Origin of the sequence: Salinivibrio socompensis S35 (assembly GCF_000513715.1) — a bacterium.
GTDB lineage: Bacteria > Pseudomonadota > Gammaproteobacteria > Enterobacterales > Vibrionaceae > Salinivibrio > Salinivibrio socompensis.
Genome location: NZ_AQOD01000010.1, coordinates 1 through 21,650, shown reverse-complemented (window position 1 = coordinate 21,650; position 21,650 = coordinate 1). Strand labels below are relative to the sequence as shown.

General features: G+C 49.4%; 19 protein-coding genes and 5 pseudogenes. 5 read left to right on the top strand and 19 right to left on the bottom strand.

Annotation, left to right across the window (positions count from 1 at the left end; genetic code table 11):
* Positions 1–10: 10 nt before the first annotated feature.
* From atpH to DZ54_RS0101410, 18 genes and pseudogenes are all read right to left on the bottom strand, one after another.
* Positions 11–543, bottom strand: a pseudogene (gene atpH / locus DZ54_RS18035) (F0F1 ATP synthase subunit delta).
* A 15-nt stretch (positions 544–558) separates the two neighbouring features.
* Entirely contained in the window at positions 559–1,029 is a 471-nt protein-coding gene (atpF, locus tag DZ54_RS0101490; protein WP_025672873.1) for a F0F1 ATP synthase subunit B, read from the bottom strand.
* Between the two features lie 52 nt (positions 1,030–1,081).
* Positions 1,082–1,333: a F0F1 ATP synthase subunit C gene (atpE, locus tag DZ54_RS0101485; RefSeq protein WP_025672872.1), complete on the bottom strand. Its 252-nt coding sequence runs from the start codon at positions 1,331–1,333 to the stop codon at positions 1,082–1,084.
* 70 nt (positions 1,334–1,403) lie between these two features.
* Positions 1,404–2,192, bottom strand: a complete 789-nt coding sequence (gene atpB, locus DZ54_RS0101480) for a F0F1 ATP synthase subunit A (RefSeq protein ID WP_025672871.1) — start codon at positions 2,190–2,192, stop codon at positions 1,404–1,406.
* An 8-nt stretch (positions 2,193–2,200) separates the two neighbouring features.
* On the bottom strand, positions 2,201–2,590 hold the full coding sequence (locus DZ54_RS0101475) for a F0F1 ATP synthase subunit I (protein WP_025672870.1): 390 nt from the start codon (positions 2,588–2,590) through the stop codon (positions 2,201–2,203).
* 180 nt (positions 2,591–2,770) lie between these two features.
* Positions 2,771–3,660: pseudogene (locus tag DZ54_RS18030) on the bottom strand (ParB/RepB/Spo0J family partition protein).
* Between the two features lie 8 nt (positions 3,661–3,668).
* Positions 3,669–4,466: a ParA family protein gene (locus DZ54_RS0101465; protein ID WP_025672869.1), complete on the bottom strand. Its 798-nt coding sequence runs from the start codon at positions 4,464–4,466 to the stop codon at positions 3,669–3,671.
* A 13-nt stretch (positions 4,467–4,479) separates the two neighbouring features.
* On the bottom strand, positions 4,480–5,106 hold the full coding sequence (rsmG, locus tag DZ54_RS0101460; RefSeq protein ID WP_025672868.1) for a 16S rRNA (guanine(527)-N(7))-methyltransferase RsmG: 627 nt from the start codon (positions 5,104–5,106) through the stop codon (positions 4,480–4,482).
* Between the two features lies 1 nt (position 5,107).
* A pseudogene (gene mnmG / locus DZ54_RS18025) lies at positions 5,108–6,996 on the bottom strand (tRNA uridine-5-carboxymethylaminomethyl(34) synthesis enzyme MnmG).
* A gap of 392 nt (positions 6,997–7,388) precedes the next feature.
* On the bottom strand, positions 7,389–7,841 hold the full coding sequence (mioC, locus tag DZ54_RS0101450; protein WP_025672867.1) for an FMN-binding protein MioC: 453 nt from the start codon (positions 7,839–7,841) through the stop codon (positions 7,389–7,391).
* 219 nt (positions 7,842–8,060) lie between these two features.
* Positions 8,061–9,424: pseudogene (gene mnmE / locus DZ54_RS18020) on the bottom strand (tRNA uridine-5-carboxymethylaminomethyl(34) synthesis GTPase MnmE).
* A 100-nt stretch (positions 9,425–9,524) separates the two neighbouring features.
* Positions 9,525–11,141, bottom strand: a complete 1,617-nt coding sequence (gene yidC / locus DZ54_RS0101435) for a membrane protein insertase YidC (RefSeq protein WP_025672866.1) — start codon at positions 11,139–11,141, stop codon at positions 9,525–9,527.
* Between the two features lie 2 nt (positions 11,142–11,143).
* Positions 11,144–11,404 (bottom strand): membrane protein insertion efficiency factor YidD, encoded by a 261-nt coding sequence (gene yidD / locus DZ54_RS23915; protein WP_077456636.1) that lies wholly within the window; start codon positions 11,402–11,404, stop codon positions 11,144–11,146.
* Positions 11,356–11,727 carry a ribonuclease P protein component gene (gene rnpA, locus DZ54_RS0101430; protein ID WP_025672865.1) on the bottom strand — a complete coding sequence of 124 codons (372 nt, stop codon included), beginning with the start codon at positions 11,725–11,727 and terminating at the stop codon, positions 11,356–11,358. Before rnpA ends, yidD begins: the two co-directional genes overlap by 49 nt.
* Positions 11,728–11,740: 13 nt before the next feature.
* The gene (rpmH, locus tag DZ54_RS0101425; RefSeq protein ID WP_025672864.1) at positions 11,741–11,875 is read right to left on the bottom strand and encodes a 50S ribosomal protein L34; all 135 of its coding nucleotides are present in this window, start codon (positions 11,873–11,875) and stop codon (positions 11,741–11,743) included.
* A 209-nt stretch (positions 11,876–12,084) separates the two neighbouring features.
* Positions 12,085–12,831 (bottom strand): amino acid ABC transporter ATP-binding protein, encoded by a 747-nt coding sequence (locus DZ54_RS18015; RefSeq protein ID WP_037353251.1) that lies wholly within the window; start codon positions 12,829–12,831, stop codon positions 12,085–12,087.
* Positions 12,828–13,499: an amino acid ABC transporter permease gene (locus DZ54_RS0101415; RefSeq protein WP_025672863.1), complete on the bottom strand. Its 672-nt coding sequence runs from the start codon at positions 13,497–13,499 to the stop codon at positions 12,828–12,830. Before DZ54_RS0101415 ends, DZ54_RS18015 begins: the two co-directional genes overlap by 4 nt.
* 58 nt (positions 13,500–13,557) lie before the next feature.
* Entirely contained in the window at positions 13,558–14,310 is a 753-nt protein-coding gene (locus DZ54_RS0101410; RefSeq protein ID WP_025672862.1) for an amino acid ABC transporter substrate-binding protein, read from the bottom strand.
* A 346-nt stretch (positions 14,311–14,656) separates the two neighbouring features.
* On the opposite strand from DZ54_RS0101410, the gene dnaA reads away from it, so the two are divergent.
* The 5 genes and pseudogenes from dnaA to DZ54_RS23910 all read left to right on the top strand — a co-directional run bounded on the left by dnaA (position 14,657) and on the right by DZ54_RS23910 (position 21,296).
* Entirely contained in the window at positions 14,657–16,054 is a 1,398-nt protein-coding gene (gene dnaA / locus DZ54_RS0101405; RefSeq protein ID WP_025672861.1) for a chromosomal replication initiator protein DnaA, read from the top strand.
* 2 nt (positions 16,055–16,056) lie between these two features.
* Complete coding sequence (gene dnaN, locus DZ54_RS0101400; protein ID WP_025672860.1) at positions 16,057–17,157, top strand: DNA polymerase III subunit beta; 1,101 nt, start codon at positions 16,057–16,059, stop codon at positions 17,155–17,157.
* Between the two features lie 3 nt (positions 17,158–17,160).
* Positions 17,161–18,240 (top strand): annotated as a pseudogene (gene recF, locus DZ54_RS18010) (DNA replication/repair protein RecF).
* Positions 18,241–18,258: 18 nt separating this feature from the next.
* Entirely contained in the window at positions 18,259–20,676 is a 2,418-nt protein-coding gene (gene gyrB, locus DZ54_RS0101390) for a DNA topoisomerase (ATP-hydrolyzing) subunit B (RefSeq protein ID WP_025672859.1), read from the top strand.
* 167 nt (positions 20,677–20,843) lie between these two features.
* Positions 20,844–21,296 carry a VOC family protein gene (locus DZ54_RS23910; RefSeq protein WP_081721566.1) on the top strand — a complete coding sequence of 151 codons (453 nt, stop codon included), beginning with the start codon at positions 20,844–20,846 and terminating at the stop codon, positions 21,294–21,296.
* On the opposite strand, the gene DZ54_RS0101380 is transcribed toward DZ54_RS23910, so the two are convergent.
* Positions 21,214–21,650 (bottom strand): IS4 family transposase (locus DZ54_RS0101380; RefSeq protein WP_025672857.1); only part of this gene is annotated, 437 nt, incomplete at its 5' end. The two genes, DZ54_RS23910 and DZ54_RS0101380, sit on opposite strands and share 83 nt — an antisense overlap.

Below are 21,650 nucleotides of genomic sequence, written 5' to 3'. Positions count from 1 at the left end.
ATTCCCCAAATCAAGACTGCAATGCATCGCTCAGGCGGCGCATACGGCCACTTACTGAGTTATCGATGACCAAGTCTCCAGCTCGAATAATAACCCCGGCAATCAGGCTTCGTCTACACTACAGTTCAGCTTTACTTTGCGCTCAAAACGCGTCGTGAGCTTGTTACTGATGGCTTGTTGTTGCTCTTCGGAGAGAGCCGTCGCTGACATCACTTGGACGTCAACTTCTTTGTCCAATTCCGCGCGCATCGCAAGGAACTGTTCACAAACCTCAGGAAGCGCTTTTAGACGCTTGTTTTCCGCCATTACTTTTATCAAGTTTTGGCCGAAATCGTTGAGCTGATCGCCACCCACAGTGATGAAAATATCGGCCAATTTCTCGGCAGAATAGGACGCGTCCAACATATGTTTTACGCGTTCATCACGGGCAATCTCAGCAGTAAAGGCAAGCATTTCAGCCCATTGGGCTAACTCACCTTTTTCTACCGCAAAATCAAAGGCTGCTTTCGCGTAGGGGCGAGCGAGTGTTGTCAATTCAGACATTGCTGCCCCTCCTTATTACAGTTCTGCAGTGATTTTATCGAGAAGATCTTTATGAGCATTCTGATCAATAGATTGCTCAATAATTTTCTCGGCACCAATAACAGCGAGCGATGCGACTTGCTTACGCAGATCATCGCGTGCGCGGTTACGCTCAGCTTCCAACTCGGCCTTACCCTGATTCAGGATATTGTCGCGCTCAGCAGCCGCTTCAACACGTGCCTCATCGAGGATTTGTGCTTTGCGTTTATTGGCCTGCTCGATAATGTCAGTTGCATTGCGCTTCGCTTCTTTCAATTGATCAGAAGCGTTCGCCTGGGCTAAATCCAGGTCTTTGGCGGCGCGATCAGCCGCCGCGAGACCGTCAGCAATTTTCTTCTGACGCTCTTCAATCGCTTGCATCAATGGTGGCCATACATATTTCATGCAGAACCACACAAAGATAGTGAACGCGATTGCCTGGCCTAGCAGAGTTGCGTTGATATTCACAACGGCGCCTCCTTAATCATAAGCTAAAGGGTCTGTTCAGCTACTAGCCAGTTTACAGTTGACCTACAAATGGGTTCGCGAACGTGAACAGCAAGGCAATAACAATACCGATCATTGGTACCGCATCAAGAAGACCTGCGATGATGAACATCTTAACTTGCAGCATAGGAGCCATCTCAGGTTGACGTGCTGCACCTTCAAGGAATTTACCACCCAGCAGGGCGAAACCAATCGCAGTACCAAGGGAAGCAAGACCTACAATGATGCCCACGGCAATTGCAGAAAAGCTCAATAAAGTTTCCATCACTATCTCCAGTTTTCGTTGTCGGCTATGAGCCAATAATGACTAACAAATTGCTTTCTAAAAAATGTCATCAATGATCTGGATCTTCGTGTGCCTGCGAGAGATACACGATGGTCAACATCATAAAGACAAAGGCTTGAATCGTAATGACTAGAATGTGGAAGATTGCCCACGGCACAGCGCCTAGCCATTGCGCCCACCACGGCAATAAGGCCGCGATAAGAATAAATACCACCTCACCGGCAAACATGTTACCGAACAGACGCATCGATAGTGAAATAGGTTTCGCCAACAGCGAGACCAGTTCCAACAGAAGGTTGAACGGGATCATGATAGGGTGATTAAACGGGTGTAACGCGAGCTCTTTAGCAAAGCCACCCACACCTTTTATCTTGATGCTATAGAAGATCATCAAGAAGAACACGCCCAGCGCCATCGCAAGGGTGATATTTACATCTGCAGTTGGCACCACTTTTAAGTATGGAATACCCAACCAGTGTTCCGCTGGATACGGAAGAAAATCGATAGGAATTAAGTCCATCGTATTCATCAGGAATATCCAGACGAAGATAGTCAGGGCCAAAGGTGCGATCAGCGGATTGCGTCCATGGAAGGTTTCGCGGACATTGTCATCAACGAACTCAACCAAGATCTCGATAAAACACTGAAGCTTACCCGGGACACCTGTCGACGCTTTCTTTGCCACCGATCGGAAAATGCCTAAGAAGACGATACCGATGAGGACAGAGAAAAACAGGCTATCAATATGAACCGACCAAAACCCTTCACCCACTGACAAGTTAGTCAGGTGGTGAGTGATGTAGCTAGACGGTGTAAGCGCATCACCTGACGCAGCCATAACTCATCCTATTTGTTGTTGTTAATGAATAAAACTGGCGCAAAGATATTAATCCCTAATGCCAGCAAATAGGCCAGTTTGAGGGGAACAAGTTCCACCTCGACATACAGGTAAACAAGGACAAACAAGACGACGGTCAGTGAAATTTTTAGAACTTCACCGCCAAAGAAGGACGCCACCACAAATTTTGCAGCTCTTGCCCCACTAAACAGGAAAGCACACGATGCAAACACGGCATTGGCTATCACAAAGATGCCCCCACCGATCAACGCGGATTTTCCCCAGTCGACATTGATAGCTAGTGCCATCAAGATTGCCGTTGCTAATACGACGCCAGCTTGCAAAAGCACCAATTTTGTCGCGATTTCACGACCCGGCCGCGCGAGCGTCGATACCATGTATTTGTTCCTCGATTCCGTTCCACTTAGCACTATTGCCGTGCTGGGAAAACAGCAAAAATTATACGTTTCGCCCCGACTAATGCAATCGCATCAATGTAAAAAAACAGGGGGAATTTTACAACAGTGTAACCCGATCACAGTAAGCGCTTTTATGTAACAAAAAGCGACTGATATAAATCACATTTCTTCGTCGAAAATTGCAAGAATTTGCGCTAACTTTTCAGATTCTTCAAAATTAATCACCAATTTTCCACTGCCGTTTTTCTGTTGTGTTAAAGCGACACTCACACCAAATTTATCGCCAAGGCGTTGCTGAAGGGCTTCGACTTCAGGTGATAATTCAGGCTTTTTCGCTTCAACAGGTGGCGAAAGCATCTTTTTTACTAGTTTTTCTATTTGGCGAACCGTCATCTTCTTATTGACCGCGGTCAAAGCCGCATCAATCTGTACGTCGCCTTCAAGTGCCAGCAAGGCACGTGCGTGGCCCATCTCGAGTTGTTTGTTGAGCAGCAATTGCCGCACCCCGGACTCCAACCCATTTAATCGAAGTAGGTTGCTAATGGTGGTCCGAGACTTACCCAGCGATTCAGCAAGCTGTTGATGGGTAAGTTCAAATTCATCTACTAAACGCGCCAATGCCTGCGCTTCTTCCATCGCATTGAGGTTTTCGCGTTGAATATTTTCAATCAAGGCGACCGCACTGGCGACTTTGTCAGTCATTTTACGAACCAAACAAGGAACATGCTTTAACCCTGCTTGTTTAGCCGCTCGCCAACGACGCTCACCGGCAATGATCTCGTAACGTCCAGCCGCAAGTTGACGCACAACGAGAGGTTGAATCACACCTTGGGCACGGATTGACTCAGTCAACTCTTCCAGCGCGTCTTCAGCCATACCTTGTCGCGGCTGATACTGGCCCGGCTCTAACACGGTGAGCGGCAACGGTTGTAATTCGCTGTTGCTGGTATCGGTCGATTCAGGGCCGCTGTTTGTGAAGACTGTGCTTGTGCACTGGTCGCCAGCAAGGCATCGAGGCCCTTTCCAAGCCCACGTTTCGCTGAATTCATTGTTTTCCTCAGGCATTGACAGCGTTTTGCGAGGAGCGAGCTTGCTCTTCGCGACGCAGTATTTCACCCGCAAGGGCGAGATAGGCTTTAGCACCGCTCGATAGTTTGTCGTAGTACATGGCGGGTCGGCCATGACTTGGCGCTTCTGCGAGCCGCACATTGCGGGGAATCACTGTACGATACACCTTATTACCGAAGTGTTTTTTGATCTGATCCGATACTTCGGTCGCTAATCGGTTTCTTGGGTCGTACATAGTGCGCAATACACCTTCAACGTGAAGGTCGGCGTTCACGACACTTGCCAGCTTGCTAATAGTATCCATTAAGGCGGTCAACCCTTCTAGTGCAAAGTATTCACATTGCATCGGGACGAGCACAGAATTGGCTGCAGTCATCGCGTTGATGGTCAGAAGGTTCAGTGAGGGGGGGCAGTCAATAAAAATATAATCATAACGGTCGACGACAGTCTCAAGCATCGTACGTAGACGCACCTCACGAGCAAATACTTCCATCAACTTGATTTCTGCTGCCGTCACATCACCATTGGCAGCGATAAGGTGATAGCTCCCTGCCGTATCCTCGACCACGACTTGTTCGAACGGCGTTTCTTCAATCAGGAGATCATAGGCCGTGGCATGGACATCGTACTTGTCAACGCCACTCGCCATGGTCGCATTGCCTTGTGGGTCCAAATCGATCAGTAGCACCTTGCGATTGGTGGCAGCCAGTGATGCTGCGAGATTGACACTCGTGGTGGTTTTTCCCACGCCGCCCTTTTGGTTTGCTACCGCGATAACTTTACCCACGTGCTTTCGACCTCTACTCGTTACTCTTAGCTCTCAAGATTACTAGATGACGCGCCCCTTCCAATCCCGGTACCTTCAAAGCTTTGATATCGGTCACAGAACAATCAGCCGGAAGCGCATCAATTTCTTGTTGGTCCACTTGCCCTTTCAACGCATAGAAGTACCCTTGCTCATGCGGCAAGTGGTGGCACCAGCTCACCATGTCACTCATTGATGCAAAGGCGCGACTGAGTACAGCATCAAATCCATGGTCAGGGGTAAAGTCTTCTACTCGACTTTGGACAGGGGTCACATTTGTGAGGCCAAGTTCGTGGAGAACTTGGCGAATAAAGCGAATCCGTTTGCCCAAACTATCCAATAAGGTGAATTGTTTATCGGGATTGGCAATGGCCAATGGGATCCCTGGCAGCCCTGGTCCTGTGCCGACATCAATAAACTGTTGGCCTTCAAGATATGGTGAGACCACTAGGCTATCAAGAATATGTTTCACCACCATGTCGTCAGGGTGACGTACCGAGGTTAAATTGTACGCTTTATTCCATTTGTGCAGCAGACGCACGTAGTCGAGCAATTGCTGTTGCTGTTGCACCGACATAACGAGGCCAGCTTGTGCCAGCCCGTGTTCTAGTTGCTTTTCCATTTTATGCCCCTTTTTTCAGCATGCCTTGCTTTTTCAAATGGACAAGCAGAATGGAGATAGCCGCCGGCGTGACACCAGAGATACGCGATGCTTTGCCCACGGTTTCAGGACGTGTATCGGCGAGCTTACCTTTCACTTCGTTCGATAAACCTTTTATTTGGTCGTAATCGAGATCGGTAGGTAATTCGGTATTTTCATGCCGTTGCGATTTCGCAATCTCATCTTGCTGACGGTCAATATAACCTGCGTATTTAACCTGAATTTCAACCTGTTCACTGGCTTGCTGATCCGCATGCGCCGGTTCAAAGCTTGGCAATGTCACAATATCGCAATACCGCAACTCTGGACGGCGCAGGAGATCCTCACCATTCGCTTCACGTGTTAGTGGTGTTTTGAGCATTGCATTGAGCGCAGTGACATCGTCAGAATGCGGATGGATCCAAGTGCCGCGTAATCGCTGACGCTCTTGCTCCATGTTTTCCATTTTCTGGTTAAAACGCGCCCAGCGCTCATCATCTACCAAGCCGAGCTCACGGCCTTTCTCCGTTAAACGCATATCCGCATTGTCTTCACGCAGTAATAAGCGGTACTCAGCACGAGAGGTAAACATGCGGTAGGGTTCTTGGGTCCCCATCGTAGAGAGATCGTCAATCAACACCCCCATGTACGCTTGGTCTCGCCGAGGGCTCCAACCTTCTTTGCCTTGTGCTTGCAGCGCGGCGTTACAGCCAGCCAGCAAGCCTTGTGCGCCCGCTTCTTCATAACCCGTGGTGCCGTTAATTTGTCCGGCAAAGAATAATCCGCGAATAAATTTGGTTTCTAGCGTTTGCTTGAGATCGCGAGGATCGAAGAAGTCATATTCGATCGCATAACCTGGGCGGATCACTTTGGCGTTTTCAAACCCTTTGATCGATTGAATGATCCCCATTTGCACATCAAACGGTAAGCTGGTGGAAATACCATTGGGATAGAGCTCATTGCTAGTTAGTCCCTCAGGCTCCACAAAGATTTGGTGTTTGTCTTTGTCAGCAAAGCGCATCACTTTGTCTTCAATGGATGGGCAATAGCGTGGACCAATCCCTTCAATAACACCGGCATACATCGGGCTTCGAGATAAGTTTTCTCGAATCACATCATGCGTTTTTTCATTGGTATACGTGATATAGCAAGGCATCTGTTCAGGGTGCTGACTCACATCACCCAAGAAAGAAAAGACCGGACGCGGCGTATCACCATGCTGCGTTTGCATCACAGAGAAATCGACCGAACGGGCGTCAATACGTGGGGGGGTCCCGTTTTAAGGCGATCGACTCGGAATGGCAGTGCGCGCAAGCGATCAGCAAGTTTGTTCGAAGGCGGATCCCCTGCACGCCCCCCAGAATAGTTATCCATGCCAATATGGATTTTCCCGCCCAAAAAGGTGCCGACGGTCAATACCACTGTGGTGGCGCTGAATTTCAGTCCCATTTCCGTTTCTACGCCAGTAACGCGATCTTGATCGACGATCAAATCCACCACGGCTTGCTGGAAAAGGGACAGATTTGGGGTGTTTTCTAGAGTGTGGCGGATCGCGGCTTTGTACAACGCACGATCAGCTTGTGCGCGTGTCGCTCGCACCGCTGGACCTTTCGACGCGTTCAGGGTTCTAAACTGGATCCCGCCTTTGTCGATAGCTTGCGCCATTGCGCCGCCAAGGGCATCAATCTCTTTTACCAGGTGTCCTTTCCCGATCCCGCCAATCGCAGGGTTACACGACATTTGTCCCAAAGTGTCGATATTATGGGTTAACAACAACGTTCTTTGATCCATCCGAGCGGCGGCTAGTGCTGCCTCGGTACCAGCATGGCCACCACCCACAACGATGACGTCAAAGTGATCCTGGTAAAACATGATTAAAGCCTCAACCTGGTTAAGTGTTTGCGCATGAACTAAGCAAAAGGGGCGACATTCTAGCGCTTTTTCTCTCAACAAGGAACCAAACCTTGATCCTGATCTTCTTAAGGCTTTCGCTTTATATATATAAGATCTTTATATAGATCTTTTATTAGATCTACTATTAGGGAAGAGGATCTCAGTGGATAAGCGGTAAAAGATCATTGAGATCAAGGATCTTGGGACGATCACTTTCTGTGGGTGGCCTTGGATCGGATCCTGTATCACCTGGGGTCAACTAGGCATCTTATCCACAGGGCGATCAATAGGAAAAAGTATCAAATGGATAACTAAAGGAAGAACACTGGGTTATTCATTAGTTATCCACAGATGGTTTGTTCAATTATTGTTCACTTAGATGCCTGAAGTAAGGGCTCCCAATCTGTTAACCAGCGTTCTGCTTCATCTTCAGGTATGGGATGAGCTTGGATATCGATGTCGATCCGTTCGCCAATTTTGACTGCCCCGAGGTCTTGTAATAAGGCGTCTGCTTTCATGCCTGCTTCACAAAAGGTGTCATAGCTAGAATCGCCAATCCCAACCACGCCGTATTGCAGGTCACGAAGCATTGGGCGATCGGTAAGCAACTGTTCCATTAGAGGCGAAATACTGTCTGGAAAATCCCCTGCACCATGCGTTGAGGTGACGATCAACAAGGTATTGGCACCGAGTACATCGTCAATGATCCCCTCATTGATGACGGTCGTTTGGTAGCCTTTTGCTTGCAGTTGCTCTGACAGGTGATCGCCAACATATTCTGCGCCACCTAAGGTGCTACCGGTAATAATCGTTATAGTCGCCATATTATCCTCATTATTAAGAGTCTCGCGCCTAGTATTGAGACCTTGTTCCTAGGAGTCAATTATTGCTGAATATTGAGGATGTTCGCGGTGATCAAGTTGGGGTGAACATGGTGAAAACTATGGGGATAACTTATGATCTTATGATAAGGATAACGGCGATCAATGCAGTGAGGGTAAGGGATCCTTTGTGTCAGGATCCCGTGATCAGGTTGGGGATAATTATTTGCCAATACAAAATGAGGAGAATATTTTCCCTAATAAATCATCGGCGCTAAATTCACCGGTAATGGTATTAAGGTACTGCTGGGTAAGGCGTAACTCTTCCGCCAGTATTTCACCGGCCATGTAACCTTCCAATTGTGTTTGGCCAATGTCCAAATGCGTGGCTGCACTGGCGAGCGCATCTAAATGGCGACGACGTGCCATAAAGCGGCCTTCACTGCCTCCGGCATAGCCCATACAGGCTTTGAGGTGTTGACGGAGTGCATCGACGCCTTGGCCGGTTTTGGCGCTAAGACGGATAAGGCTGGGTGGTTGGTATCACTGTATCCCATGGGTTCGCCTGTCATGTCGGCTTTGTTGCGGATCACCGTCATCCCCATTTCTTGAGGTAAACGGGACACAAAATCCGGCCAGATTTCGCGTGGTTCGGTGGCATCAGTGGTGGTGCCATCCACCATAAATAAGACGCGGTCTGCTTGCTCGATTTCATCCCACGCTCTCTCCACACCGATACGTTCCACCTCGTCAGATGCTTCACGCAAGCCTGCGGTATCAATGATATGCAAAGGCATCCCGTCAATATGGATGTGTTCACGCAGCACATCACGCGTGGTCCCAGCGATATCAGTCACAATCGCACTGTCTTTACCCGACAAGGCGTTGAGTAAGCTCGATTTTCCTGCATTCGGGCGCCCAGCGATCACTACCTTCATCCCTTCACGCATGATAGCGCCTTGGTTGGCTTCCTTACGTAAAGTAGCGAGATGGTCGATAATATGATTGAGATCGTTGGCGACTTTGCCATCAGAGAGGAAATCAATTTCTTCATCGGGAAAATCAATTGCCGCTTCAACGTAAATACGCAGGTGAATCACCTTTTCCACCAGTGCGTTCACTTGGCTAGAGAAGGCGCCTTGCAACGACTGCAGCGCCGAACGTGCGGCCTGCTCGGAGCTAGCATCAATTAAGTCGGCAATGGCTTCAGCTTGAGCCAGGTCGAGTTTGTCATTTAAGAAAGCGCGTTCAGAAAACTCACCTGGGCGGGCGGCTCGTACTCCGTCGAAGGCGCTAATTCTTTGGATGAGCATATCCATGATCACTGGGCCGCCATGGCCTTGTAGTTCTAGGACGTCTTCACCGGTGAAGGAATGAGGTCCTTTAAAGAACAAGGCAATACCTTGGTCTATCGGGTGATTATTTTGATCAAGAAAGGGAAGATAGTCGGCACGACGCGCGACCAAGTCGCGTCCTGTGAGGTGTTTACCAATGTGGTCGGCGAGGGGGCCAGACACGCGAACGATCCCCACACCGCCGCGGCCAGTTGCTGTAGCTTGCGCCACGATAGTGTCTGTTTGAGCCATAATGCACACTCTATGATTGCGGTGACAGGCCCGTGGGCCCTAAACAGTAAAAAAGGCGACCGCCGGGTCGCCTTTTTATTATTGCTTGACGCGGCCTGAGTTACGAGCGCGAATGCAGGCCTTTTTTCTCCAACGACTTGTAGATTAACGTCTGTTGGAGCAGCGTGACCACGTTCGATACCAACCAGTATAGAACCAGACCGGATGGGAAGAACAAGAAGAAGAACGTAAAGACCACAGGCATAAAGGTCATGATCTTCTGCTGCATCGGATCCGTGACCGTGGTTGGGCTCATCTTCTGAATCAGGAACATGGATGCCCCCATCAACAGCGGTAGCACATAGAAAGGGTCTTGTGCTGACAAGTCTTGAATCCAACCAAAGAAGGGGGCGTGACGTAGCTCGACCGATTCCATCAATGCCCAATATAGCGCAATAAATATCGGCATTTGCAGCACCAGCGGGAGGCAGCCACCCAGCGGGTTAACCTTTTCGCGCTTGTACAGCGCCATCATCTCTTGACTCATGCGCTGACGGTCGTCACCAATGCGCTCTTTCATTTCTTGCAGTTTAGGCTGCAGCATGCGCATCTTGGCCATTGAGGTGTACTGCGCTTTGGTGAGCGGGTACATGGCACCACGGACGATGAAGGTCAACATGATGATGGCAAGGCCCCAGTTCCCCACGAAGGTCTGGATGGTTGACAACAACCAGTGCAGCGGTTTAGCGATAAACCACAGCCAACCATAATCAACCACCAAATCCAAGCTTGGCGCCACGGCGGCCATTTGTTCTTGCAGTTTCGGGCCTACCCATAGGGTCGCCGTCAGCGTTTTACGGGTACCGGCCGGGATGGTGTCACTGGTTTTGGTTTGAATATAACCGTATTGTGAGGTGGTACGTGTGCTCAACACATTATTGTCGGCGCGTGGGATCCACGCGGTGGCAAAGTAGTGCTGAATCATTGCCGCCCAACCTTGATCAAAGGTTACGTTGAGATTTTTGCTTTCCATATCATCAAAGCTGTATTTCTCGTAACGCTTGTCGTCGGTTGAGTAGGCGCTGCCGCGGTAAGTCGGCATGGTGAGGCTGCCACCATCATCCAGCAAGTTTTGTTTTAGCTGGGTGTACATGGTCACGCTAGCGTTGGCATCGGTTTGGTTATTAATTGTATGTTCAACGTCTACCGCATAACTACCACGCTTAAACACAAAGGTCTTGGTATAAGTAATCCCGTCTTTTTCGACTGTCATCGGGACACGTAAGGTATCGTCTGAGTCTGAGAGAGAGAAGTCGCTCTGCGTCACCTGGTATTGTGCGCGGCCTTCTGCGGTATCAATGCCATTGGCACCAATTAAACCACTTTGCGCGACAAAGGTATGATCCGGCTTGGTATGCAGCAATGTGAAAGCATTGTCAGAGTCCAGCTCAGCATCGTATTGTGGAAGCTCGGCATGGACAACATCACCGCCTTGCGTATCAATTTTTAGTGTTAATACGTCGGTTTTGATGGTGACGAGCTTGTCAGAGACAGGCTGTGCATCAAGAGACGTGGTGTCGTTACCGTCATTGCTGCTCGGCACGTCACTGTGAGTCGTTTGCTGCTGCTCAACGCCCTGTCCCTGCGGTTGCGGGGATTCTGGTTTGCTCCATTCCATGTATAGCATGAAAGAAACGAACAATAGGGCAATCAACAGGATATTGCGTTGGGAATCCATTGTTAATTGTCTCTGTTATGGTGGTCGCAAGGCGGCACAGGATCGTAACCGCCATCATTCAAAGGGTGGCATTTTAATAGACGTTTGCCTGCCAACCAACACCCTTTTATCACACCATGGGATTGAATCGCCATGATGGCGTAATGCGAGCAGGTTGGTGTGAACCGGCATCGTGGCCCAATTAATGGGCTAATCACCAGTTGGTATCCCCGAATCAGCGCGATGAGCGCTTTTTGCGCGGCGGTCGCGACAAACGTTGCCATAACTTGTCCAATTCGTCTCGCAGCGCTTGATTACTCAGGTTGTTGGCACTTTTTTTCGCGATGACCACAAAGTCTTTCGCCGGCAATTGATGCTGACGCAAACGAAAGCTCTCGCGGACCACACGTTTAAAGCGGTTACGATCAACGGCAAGTTTGATTTGCTTTTTCGGTACAGCTTGACCGAGACGTGGGTGGTCGAGTGCGGTGTCTCTGGCGAGTATAGTTAAGTGCGGCGAACCTGCGCGATGAGGTTGCTGAAAGACGGCACTGAAATGTTCGGGAGTTAGCAGACGTAACTCCCGAGGATAAGCGAGCTTATTCACAAATCACTACGGATTATTTAGAAAGCTGCTTGCGGCCTTTCGCACGGCGAGCGGCAATGACCTTACGGCCGTTCTTAGTCGCCATGCGCGCACGGAAACCGTGAGTGCGCTTACGCTTTAGAACTGAAGGTTGAAAAGTGCGTTTCATGGTTTCTACCTTTATTACTGATCAGTGTTAGGTTTGTTAACCCGACGTGGGAGGGTAGCAGTATGCTGGTCTCCCACGCCTCTCAACAAAGAGGGCGGATTGTAGCCATTGACTAACGATTAGTCAATCACAAAACCCACGCCACTTCGGGCCGTGAATTATAAGCGCTTAGTCAGAGATCGCAAGGATCCTACCTAACTGATCGCAAATTAAACTGTGATCCCAACTTGATTCAGAAACTTATGCAACCGGGGATCATCACAGTGATTAAACAGCCAATCTGGGGTGCCTTGAGCGATAACATGGCCATCGTTCATAAATACCACACGATCCGCGACATCACGGGCAAATTGCATTTCGTGGGTGACCACCAGCATGGTTTGGTGGCGCGTGGCGAGCTTTTTCATTAGCGCTAGCACTTCGCCTACCCATTCTGGGTCCAGGGCGGACGTCGGCTCATCAAAGAGCAAGAGCTCCGCCTCCAACGCCATCGCGCGGCCGATCCCCACCCGTTGCTGCTGCCCCCCGGATAACGAGGCGGGGTAGTGGTCACCTTTATCGCTAAGTCCGATATCGTCCAAAATTTGTTGGGCGCGCTGGCGAGCTTTGGCTTTTTGCCATCCTTTCACGGTGCGTAGTCCTTCAGCGATGTTATCGCGCGCGGTCAGGTGGGCAAACAAGGCGTAGTTTTGGAACACAAACCCAGTTTGACGCCGCAATGCCAGAATATCTTGCTTTTGGGTGGCAGGATTGCCGCTGTCGACGCGTTGTTTCCCGATGGTTATCACTCCTTGTTCCGCACGCTCTAAGACGTTAATGCAGCGCAATAGGGTCGACTTTCCGGTACCGCTTGGGCCAATAATACAGACAATTTCGCCGCGTTCGATAGTGAGATCGATGCCGTCAAGCACGGCAACACCTTGATAGATTTTTTTCAGTTTTTCTATCTTTATCATCGTTGATACGCCTTATTCAGGTGTGCCTCGGCCCAGTACTGGACTCGGGTGAGTACAACTACAATCGCCCAGTAAATCAGCGCGACGGCCAAGTACGCTTCAAAGAACTTGAAACTGGATGAGGCTTCCATTTGCGCTTGCGCCATGATTTCAGCGACCCCTAATGTAAAGGCAAGTGACGTGGCTTTAATCATATCGATGAAATAGTTCATTAACGACGGCAGAGCAATGCGCACGGCTTGCGGTAAAATGATGCGTTGCATTGCTTGTCGCGTGGTCATGCCGATCGCTAAGCTTGCTTCCATTTGACTGCGATCGACCCCGAGAATCGCGGCACGAATCGATTCGGCCATATACGCAGAAAAGTGCAAGCTGATCCCAATGACCGCTGCGGTAAAGGCATCCATCCCGACTAAACTAGGGATCACCTGTGGCAAGCCATAATAGAGGAGAAACAGCTGTACCAATAAAGGGGTGCCTCGAAAGAAGCTAATAAAGATTTGCGCTAAACCATTGAGCCCAGGTACGCGAAAGACGCGAATTAAGGCGATAGCGACGGCCAAGGCGAGGGCGAAAAGTAGCCCCAAAAAGGCCATCTCCATGGTGATCCCCAAATAGCGAAGCAATAGAGGGAACAGGGAGATCATATAATCGAAATCAAACGCCATGAGAGTCCTTTAAACAAAAAAGCCCGCCAACAGCGGGCTTATTAATGTTAGTGAATGCTTACTTTTCGGTAACGTCAGCGCCAAACCACTTGATTGAAATATCGGCTAACGTGCCGTCATCACGCATATTAGTCAATGCCATGTTTACTTCATCACGCAAACGCTGACCGCGTTCGTTGTCGACAAATGGCCAGGCGTTAGCGATGGTTTCAAACGGTTGACCAGCCAGTTGTAAAGGCAGGCCTGACTCTTTAATCAATTGTAAGGCGGAGAGGCGATCCATAATAAAGGCATCGGCACGGCCCAGAGCCACGTCGTGTTCAATGCCGGTTTCATAGGTTTTGATATTAATGTCACCAGCGGCAGAGTGCTCGCGCAGTAGCTGCTCAAAGTTAGAGCCCAAGTTCACTGCGACCGTCTTGTCTTTTAAATCAGCGACTGATTGAATCATATCATTACCTTTACGGACGGTGATTTGCGCACCATCCACGACATACGGGTCGGTAAAGAGGTATTTCGCTTGGCGCGCATCGGTCATGGTAATTTGATTCGAGATGGTGTCGATTCGACCGGTTTGTAATAAACCAAACAACCCAGAGAAGTTAGCGGTCACATACTCCACCTGGTAGTCATTACGGCGACCTATTTCATCCCACAGATCGACTTCAAACCCTTGCAGTTTATCTTGTTTGACAAAGGTAAAAGGGAAGTAGCGGCCAGACATTCCCACTTTGACTGTGTCAGAGGCAAAAGCGGGGACAGAAATAACCATGCTCAGGCTGAGCAAGGCGTTGATGATCCATTTAGTCATGAAAAGCTCCGTAATAACCACATCAATATTGATAAGAAACGTAATATAGAGGGAGCGAGGGGCCTGCGAGAAATACCTTGTTGTTATTAGTCATAACGTATTAACAGAGTCGGCGCGACAGACTCTGGAAATGGCCGAGAATGATCGGGCCTGTTGACGGTGCGATGTGCGTAATGTTGTGAGTAAAAAGCGGGTAGACTGTGGCGATCTCTGTTTTATCTGTGGGATCTATGTGCATAAGTCGGATCTTATTCACTGAATTCGGGATCTTGTGGGTAGCGATCTTAGCGCGACAGGAGTACCATTATGGCCTTTTCCTTTTCGGTATAACTGCGTGGAGTCAAACGTGTCATCATCGCTTTGGTTGCAGTGTCTTGAACGGCTTCAAGATGATTTACCTGCAACAGAATTCAGTATGTGGGTACGGCCACTTCAAGCCGAGCTCAATGACAATACGTTGACCCTGTTTGCCCCTAACCGTTTTGTGCTTGATTGGGTGCGAGATAAATATCTGCATCAGATTAATCAACTGCTGAATGAGTATTGTGGTGTCGACGTGCCTATGCTGCGCTTTGAAGTGGGCAGTAAATCCGTTGCGGCTGCGCCGCAATCCGCGCCAGCTGGCCCGGCGTCAGCACCTGCGCCACAACAAGCGGCACCTGCACCAACACGCGGACGCATTTGGGAGCCGGCTCCGTCGCCGGTGCAATCAGATGTAAACCATCGCTCAAACGTGAACCCTAAACACAAGTTTAATAACTTTGTTGAAGGTAAATCGAACCAGCTTGCGCTCGCGGCCGCACGGCAGGTCTCGGGGAATCCAGGGGCGGCATATAACCCGCTGTTTTTGTATGGCGGTACCGGTCTAGGTAAAACGCACTTGTTACATGCGGTGGGGAATGCCATTTCTGACCGAAAGGCAGACGCTCGCGTAGTCTACATGCACTCTGAGCGGTTTGTGCAAGATATGGTCAAAGCACTGCAAAACAACGCTATCGAAGAATTTAAGCGCTATTACCGCAGTGTGGATGCGCTATTAATCGATGATATTCAGTTTTTTGCCAATAAAGAGCGCTCACAAGAAGAGTTCTTTCATACTTTTAATGCTTTGCTTGAGGGCAATCAGCAGATCATTTTGACCTCCGATCGCTATCCAAAAGAAATTAATGGGGTAGAGGATCGCTTGAAGTCACGGTTTGGTTGGGGGCTCACGGTCGCTATCGAACCGCCAGAATTGGAAACGCGTGTCGCGATCTTGATGAAAAAGGCCGAAGATCACGCAATCCGTCTGCCGGATGAAGTCGCCTTCTTTATTGCTAAGCGGTTGCGTTCGAATGTACGCGAGTTGGAAGGGGCACTTAACCGTGTTATAGCCAACGCCAATTTCACCGGCCGCGCGATCACTATTGATTTTGTCCGAGAAGCGCTGCGCGATCTGCTGGCTCTTCAAGAAAAGCTGGTCACTATCGATAATATTCAGAAAACCGTGGCGGAATATTATAAAATCAAGATGGCTGATTTGTTGTCCAAGCGTCGGTCTCGTTCGGTCGCGCGTCCTCGTCAAATGGCGATGGCTTTATCGAAAGAGCTGACCAACCACAGCTTGCCAGAAATTGGTGATGCTTTTGGCGGTCGTGACCATACAACGGTGTTGCATGCGTGCCGTAAAATTGAGCAACTGCGTGAAGAAAGTCACGATATTAAAGAAGATTACTCTAACCTGATTCGAACATTGTCGTCCTAATTATGAAATTTATTCTTACGCGTGAGCAGCTACTTCAACCGCTGCAACAAGTCTCTGGGGCTTTAGGTGGGCGCAGTACCTTACCGATCTTAAGCAATCTTCTGATTGAAGTCGCCGAACAGCAACTTAAGCTAACCGCCACCGATATGGAGGTGGAGCTCAATGCGACGGCACCGTTGGAGGGGGAGTATCTAGATGGTGCCATTACCGTTCCCTCGCGTAAGTTCATGGATATTATTAAAGGCTTGAACAGTGAAGCCCGTATTACGGTGGCCCAAGAAGGCGATCGTGTGGTGGTGCGTGCGGGTCGAAGCCGCTTTACCCTGTCCACGTTGCCGGCCAGTGATTATCCCAACATCGACGACTGGCAAGCGGATGTGAGCCTACAGCTGCCACAAAACAAGCTGAGTCATCTGATTGATGCGACCCAGTTTTCAATGGCAAACCAGGACGTACGGTATTATCTCAATGGTTTGTTGTTCGAAACCGACGGACAAACGTTACGCACGGTCGGGACAGATGGTCACCGCATGGCAGTATGCCATTTGACCATGGACGAGAGCGCTCCGGCGCAACAAGTGATTGTGCCGCGTAAAGGCGTCAGTGAATTAGCACGTTTGTTGGGTGACAGCGAGAATCTGGTCAATATTCAAATTGGAGCCTCCAATATTCGTGCGATCGTCGGTAACGTAACTTTTACCTCTAAGTTGGTCGATGGGCGATTTCCTGACTACCGTCGTGTGCTGCCTCAGTCAACGTCTCGGACACTTGAGGTCGATTGCGCGGAGCTCAAGCAAGCCTTGTCGCTGGCCGCGGTACTCTCGAATGAGAAATTCCGCGGTGTTCGGATGAATATAGATGGCAGTGAGCTTCGCATTTCGGCCAATAACCCCGAGCAAGAAGAAGCCGAAGAATTTTTGGAAGTGAATTACCAAGGTGAGGCCATCGAGATTGGCTTTAACGTCAGTTATGTTTTAGATGTGCTCAACGTTTTGCGCTGTCACACGGTCCGTTTTTCTATGACAGACGCGGTCGGCAGTACCTTGATTGAGGACTGTGATCGCGATGACGCCATGTATGTCGTGATGCCCATTCGCCTCTAGATTATGGCGCTTACTCGACTGGTCATTCATGACTTCAGAAATATTGAAGCCTGCGATATCGAACTGTCGTCAGGCTTTAACTTTTTAATTGGCCCCAACGGCAGTGGAAAAACCAGTGTCTTGGAGGCGATTCATTTTCTTGGCCACGGGCGCTCATTTCGCAGCGCACTCAACAGCCGCGTGATCCGTCATCAACAACCGAGCTTAACAGTGCATGGCCGGGTGAAAACCCAAGATGGGATATTGCTTCCGATCGGGATTCAAAAGCGCCGAGACGGCAGTGCCGATGTTAAAATAGGCCAAGAGAAAGGACAAAAGCTGGTGGCGCTGGCCAAAGTGCTACCCCTGCAGCTGATTACCCCAGAGGGGTTTGAGCTACTGACCGATGGCCCTAAGTTTCGCCGTGCGTTTATCGACTGGGGAGTGTTTCATTCCCAGCCCGGTTTTTTTGAAGCATGGACGCGGGTAAAGACGGCTCACTAAGCAACGGAACGCCGCGCTTAAAACGGCGCGACATTACCGCGACATTCAAGTGTGGGATACGGAGCTTGCCAGCTTAGCGGAACAAATTAGTGTTTGGCGACAAGCTATGTGGAGGCCGTGGCTGCGCGTGCGACGGCTTTATGTCAGGCATTTTTGCCCGAATTCTCGATTCAGTTTCGGTTTTCCCAGGGCTGGGAGCGCGGTACGGATTACCAGGCTTTGTTGGCAACCAACTTTGAACGTGATCAGCAAATGGGCTACACGGTATCAGGGCCACACAAAGCCGATTTACGCATCAAAGTGGCTGGCACACCGGTCGATGATGTGCTCTCTCGAGGGCAATTAAAATTGATGGTTTGTGCACTTCGGCTTGCACAAGGCCAACTCTATAGCGAAGAGCAAGGCATCGCCTGTATCTACCTGATCGATGACTTTGCCTCAGAATTAGACAGCCGCCGCCGGGCACTGCTAGCCAGTGAATTAACCCGTATCGGGGCTCAGGTTTTTGTCAGCGCCATTAGTGCCGATCAAGTCGCGGAAATTTGCGACGAAAATAGTAAGATGTTTCATGTGGAACATGGCAAAATTAACGCAGGATAAATAAGCGAGAGTAACTCAATGTCCAACGAATACGATTCATCGAGTATCAAGGTACTGAAGGGCTTGGATGCCGTCCGTAAGCGTCCGGGAATGTATATCGGCGACACCGACGACGGTACCGGCCTACACCATATGGTGTTTGAGGTGGTCGATAACTCGATCGATGAAGCACTGGCCGGACATTGTAACGATATCGTGACGACCATTCACGAAGACGGCTCTGTGTCGGTCCGCGACGATGGTCGTGGTATCCCTGTTGATATTCACGAAGAAGAAGGTGTTTCAGCCGCCCAAGTTATCATGACTGTGCTACACGCCGGCGGAAAGTTTGATGATAACTCTTACAAAGTCTCTGGCGGCTTACACGGTGTTGGTGTCTCCGTCGTAAACGCGCTTTCCGAGAAGCTTGAACTGACGATCTGGCGTAATGGCCACGCTCACCAACTCAACTTTTCTCACGGTGAGCCGCTTGGTCCCTTGGTCGAAATGGGTGAAACCGAACAAACTGGTACCCGCATTCGTTTTTGGCCTAGTGAAGAAACCTTCACGGGGATTAACTTCAACTACGAGACGTTAGCCAAGCGTTTACGTGAGCTGTCTTTCCTCAACTCGGGTGTGTCGATCCGATTGATCGATGAACGAGAGGAAGACAAATCCGATCACTTTAAATACGAAGGCGGTATTCGCGCGTTCGTTGAGCATCTCAATAATAAGAAGACGGCGATTCATCCATCGGTGTTCCACTTTGAACACATGCGTGATGATGGTGTCAGTGTCGAAGTATCGATGCAGTGGAATGATGGATACCAAGAGAATATCTATTGCTTCACTAACAATATTCCCCAACGTGATGGGGGAACCCACTTAGCCGGGTTCCGCGGCGCACTGACGCGAACCTTGAACAGCTTTATGGAAAAAGAAGGCTATTCAAAGAAAGCCAAAGCCGCAACGTCCGGCGATGATGCCCGTGAAGGCTTGACGGCGGTCGTGTCTGTTAAAGTCCCTGATCCTAAGTTCTCTAGCCAAACCAAAGATAAATTGGTGTCATCCGAAGTTAAGTCTGCGGTTGAATCGGCGATGAGCAGCCACTTGTCAGATTTCTTAATTGAGCATCCAGCCGATGCCAAAGTGGTTTGCACCAAGATTATTGATGCCGCTCGTGCACGTGATGCGGCCCGTAAAGCCCGTGAAATGACACGCCGTAAAGGGGCACTAGATTTGGCCGGTTTGCCCGGTAAATTGGCCGATTGCCAAGAAAAAGATCCTGCCCTGTCTGAGCTCTATATTGTGGAGGGTGACTCAGCAGGTGGCTCTGCAAAACAAGGGCGTAATCGTAAAAACCAAGCGATTTTGCCGCTAAAAGGTAAGATCTTAAACGTGGAAAAAGCCCGTTTTGATAAGATGTTATCATCGCAAGAAGTGGCTACCTTGATTACGGCTATGGGCTGCGGGATTGGCCGTGAAGAGTACGATCCCGATAAACTGCGCTATCACAGCATCATCATTATGACGGATGCCGACGTCGATGGCTCGCACATTCGTACGTTGTTATTAACTTTCTTCTACCGTCAAATGCCTGAGTTGATTGAACGTGGTTACATTTATATCGCTCAGCCACCCCTTTATAAAGTGAAGAAGGGCAAGCAAGAGCAGTACATCAAAGACGATGAAGCAATGGAGCAGTACCAGGTCGCGCTTGCATTGGAAAACGCCTCCTTATTTGTGAATCCTGATGCACCGGCGATGCACGGTGAATCACTCGAAAAACTGGTCAAAGAGTACAACGGTGTACTCAAACTGATTCAGCGTATGAAGCGTCGTTATCCAGCGGCATTGCTGAATGAGCTACTGTACCAACCGCGTTTAGCGGTCGAGGAGCTCCGTGACGAATGGGCCGCGAAGAAATGGGTTAAGAATATTGTCGACATCCTTAATCGCAAATCGACCGGTGAAAGCCATTACCAAGCGTCTTGTCGCTTCGATGAAGAGCATCAAGTTTGGGTGCCTGAGCTGGTGGTACGTACCCATGGCGTTGATTACAAATACCAAGTCAGCTATGACTTTCTGAATTCGAAAGAATATGGACGTATTGCGAGCTTATCGGAAACACTCGACCAGCTACTTGACGAGGGTGCTTACGTGAAGCGTGGGGAACGGACGCAAAAAGTGGAGACGTTTGAGCAGGCCCTCAACTGGTTGGTTAAAGAATCAATGCGTGGTGTATCGCGTCAACGTTACAAAGGTTTGGGTGAGATGAATCCTGATCAACTCTGGGAAACCACCATGGATCCTGAAGGGCGTCGTATGATGCAGGTGACCATCAACGATGCGGTCGCAGCAGATGAGCTCTTTACTACCCTAATGGGCGATCAGGTTGAGCCACGTCGAGCCTTTATCGAAAACAACGCACTCAAAGTGGAAAACCTCGACGTTTAAACTCAATCACCTATCTGCTTTACTGCTTTATATTTCAAGGCCAGTTTGCTGGCCTTTTTCATACCTATATGCGACATAATACCCAATACTAAACTGTTTATATATACAGCTTTTTAGGTGTGAGTAGACTAGTGTTTCCGTTAATTGGCTAGTGATTAGGCGAACCTATGTCTATAAAAACACGCGCTAACCTACAATTGGTTTATGTCTCTAATATTGATCGTTCCGTCGACTTTTATAAACACCTGTTTCAGTGTGAGCCCGTATTTATTAGCCCAAGATATGTTGCATTTCCTGCCTCTGAGCAGGGTGATGCCTTGTTTGCTTTGTGGACGGGGGGAAATCATCCGTCGCCATCGATTACGCGCCTCAGTGAAATTGGCATTATGATACCCACTAATGACAACGTCGATGCCGTTTTTAACCAATGGTCGACGCGTATGGAGCTTGATGTGGTTCAGTCTCCTTATGAGGATGTCTTCGGTCGAACCTTTGTCATTCAAGATCCTGATGGACACTTAGTGCTGAGAGATCCCCTCATAAATCCGCCAATGCATAGCCCTCTTTTAAGAGCTGCTGGGCTAGAACCACAGCCGCAGCTAAGAGGTGTTGAGTTATAATTTCGTAGTCTGGTCGCCTGAGGACTTCCATACCTAACCGGACGGTAGACAGGACATTTCGATTTCTGACTGTATTCGCTTGAAAGTGCCTGTCCCATCCTTGCTGCTGCGCATGTATTCCTGCCAGCCAAAACATGAGTTGCAGCATTAAAGCTATCAGCAAAATGATATCGAACCTTTTGGGGCAACGGGTGCGGCTTTGACGTAGGCCTAATCCGTAAACGGGACTCTTTAAGTCTCGGAAGGTTTCCTCTATTTGCATGCGCTTTGCGTAAAGCCTTACCAACTGCTTGGGAGTACGAGCCGCTGTCGGTAAGTTAGTGGCCAATACCCATGGCTCCTTTGCTGCGTCAG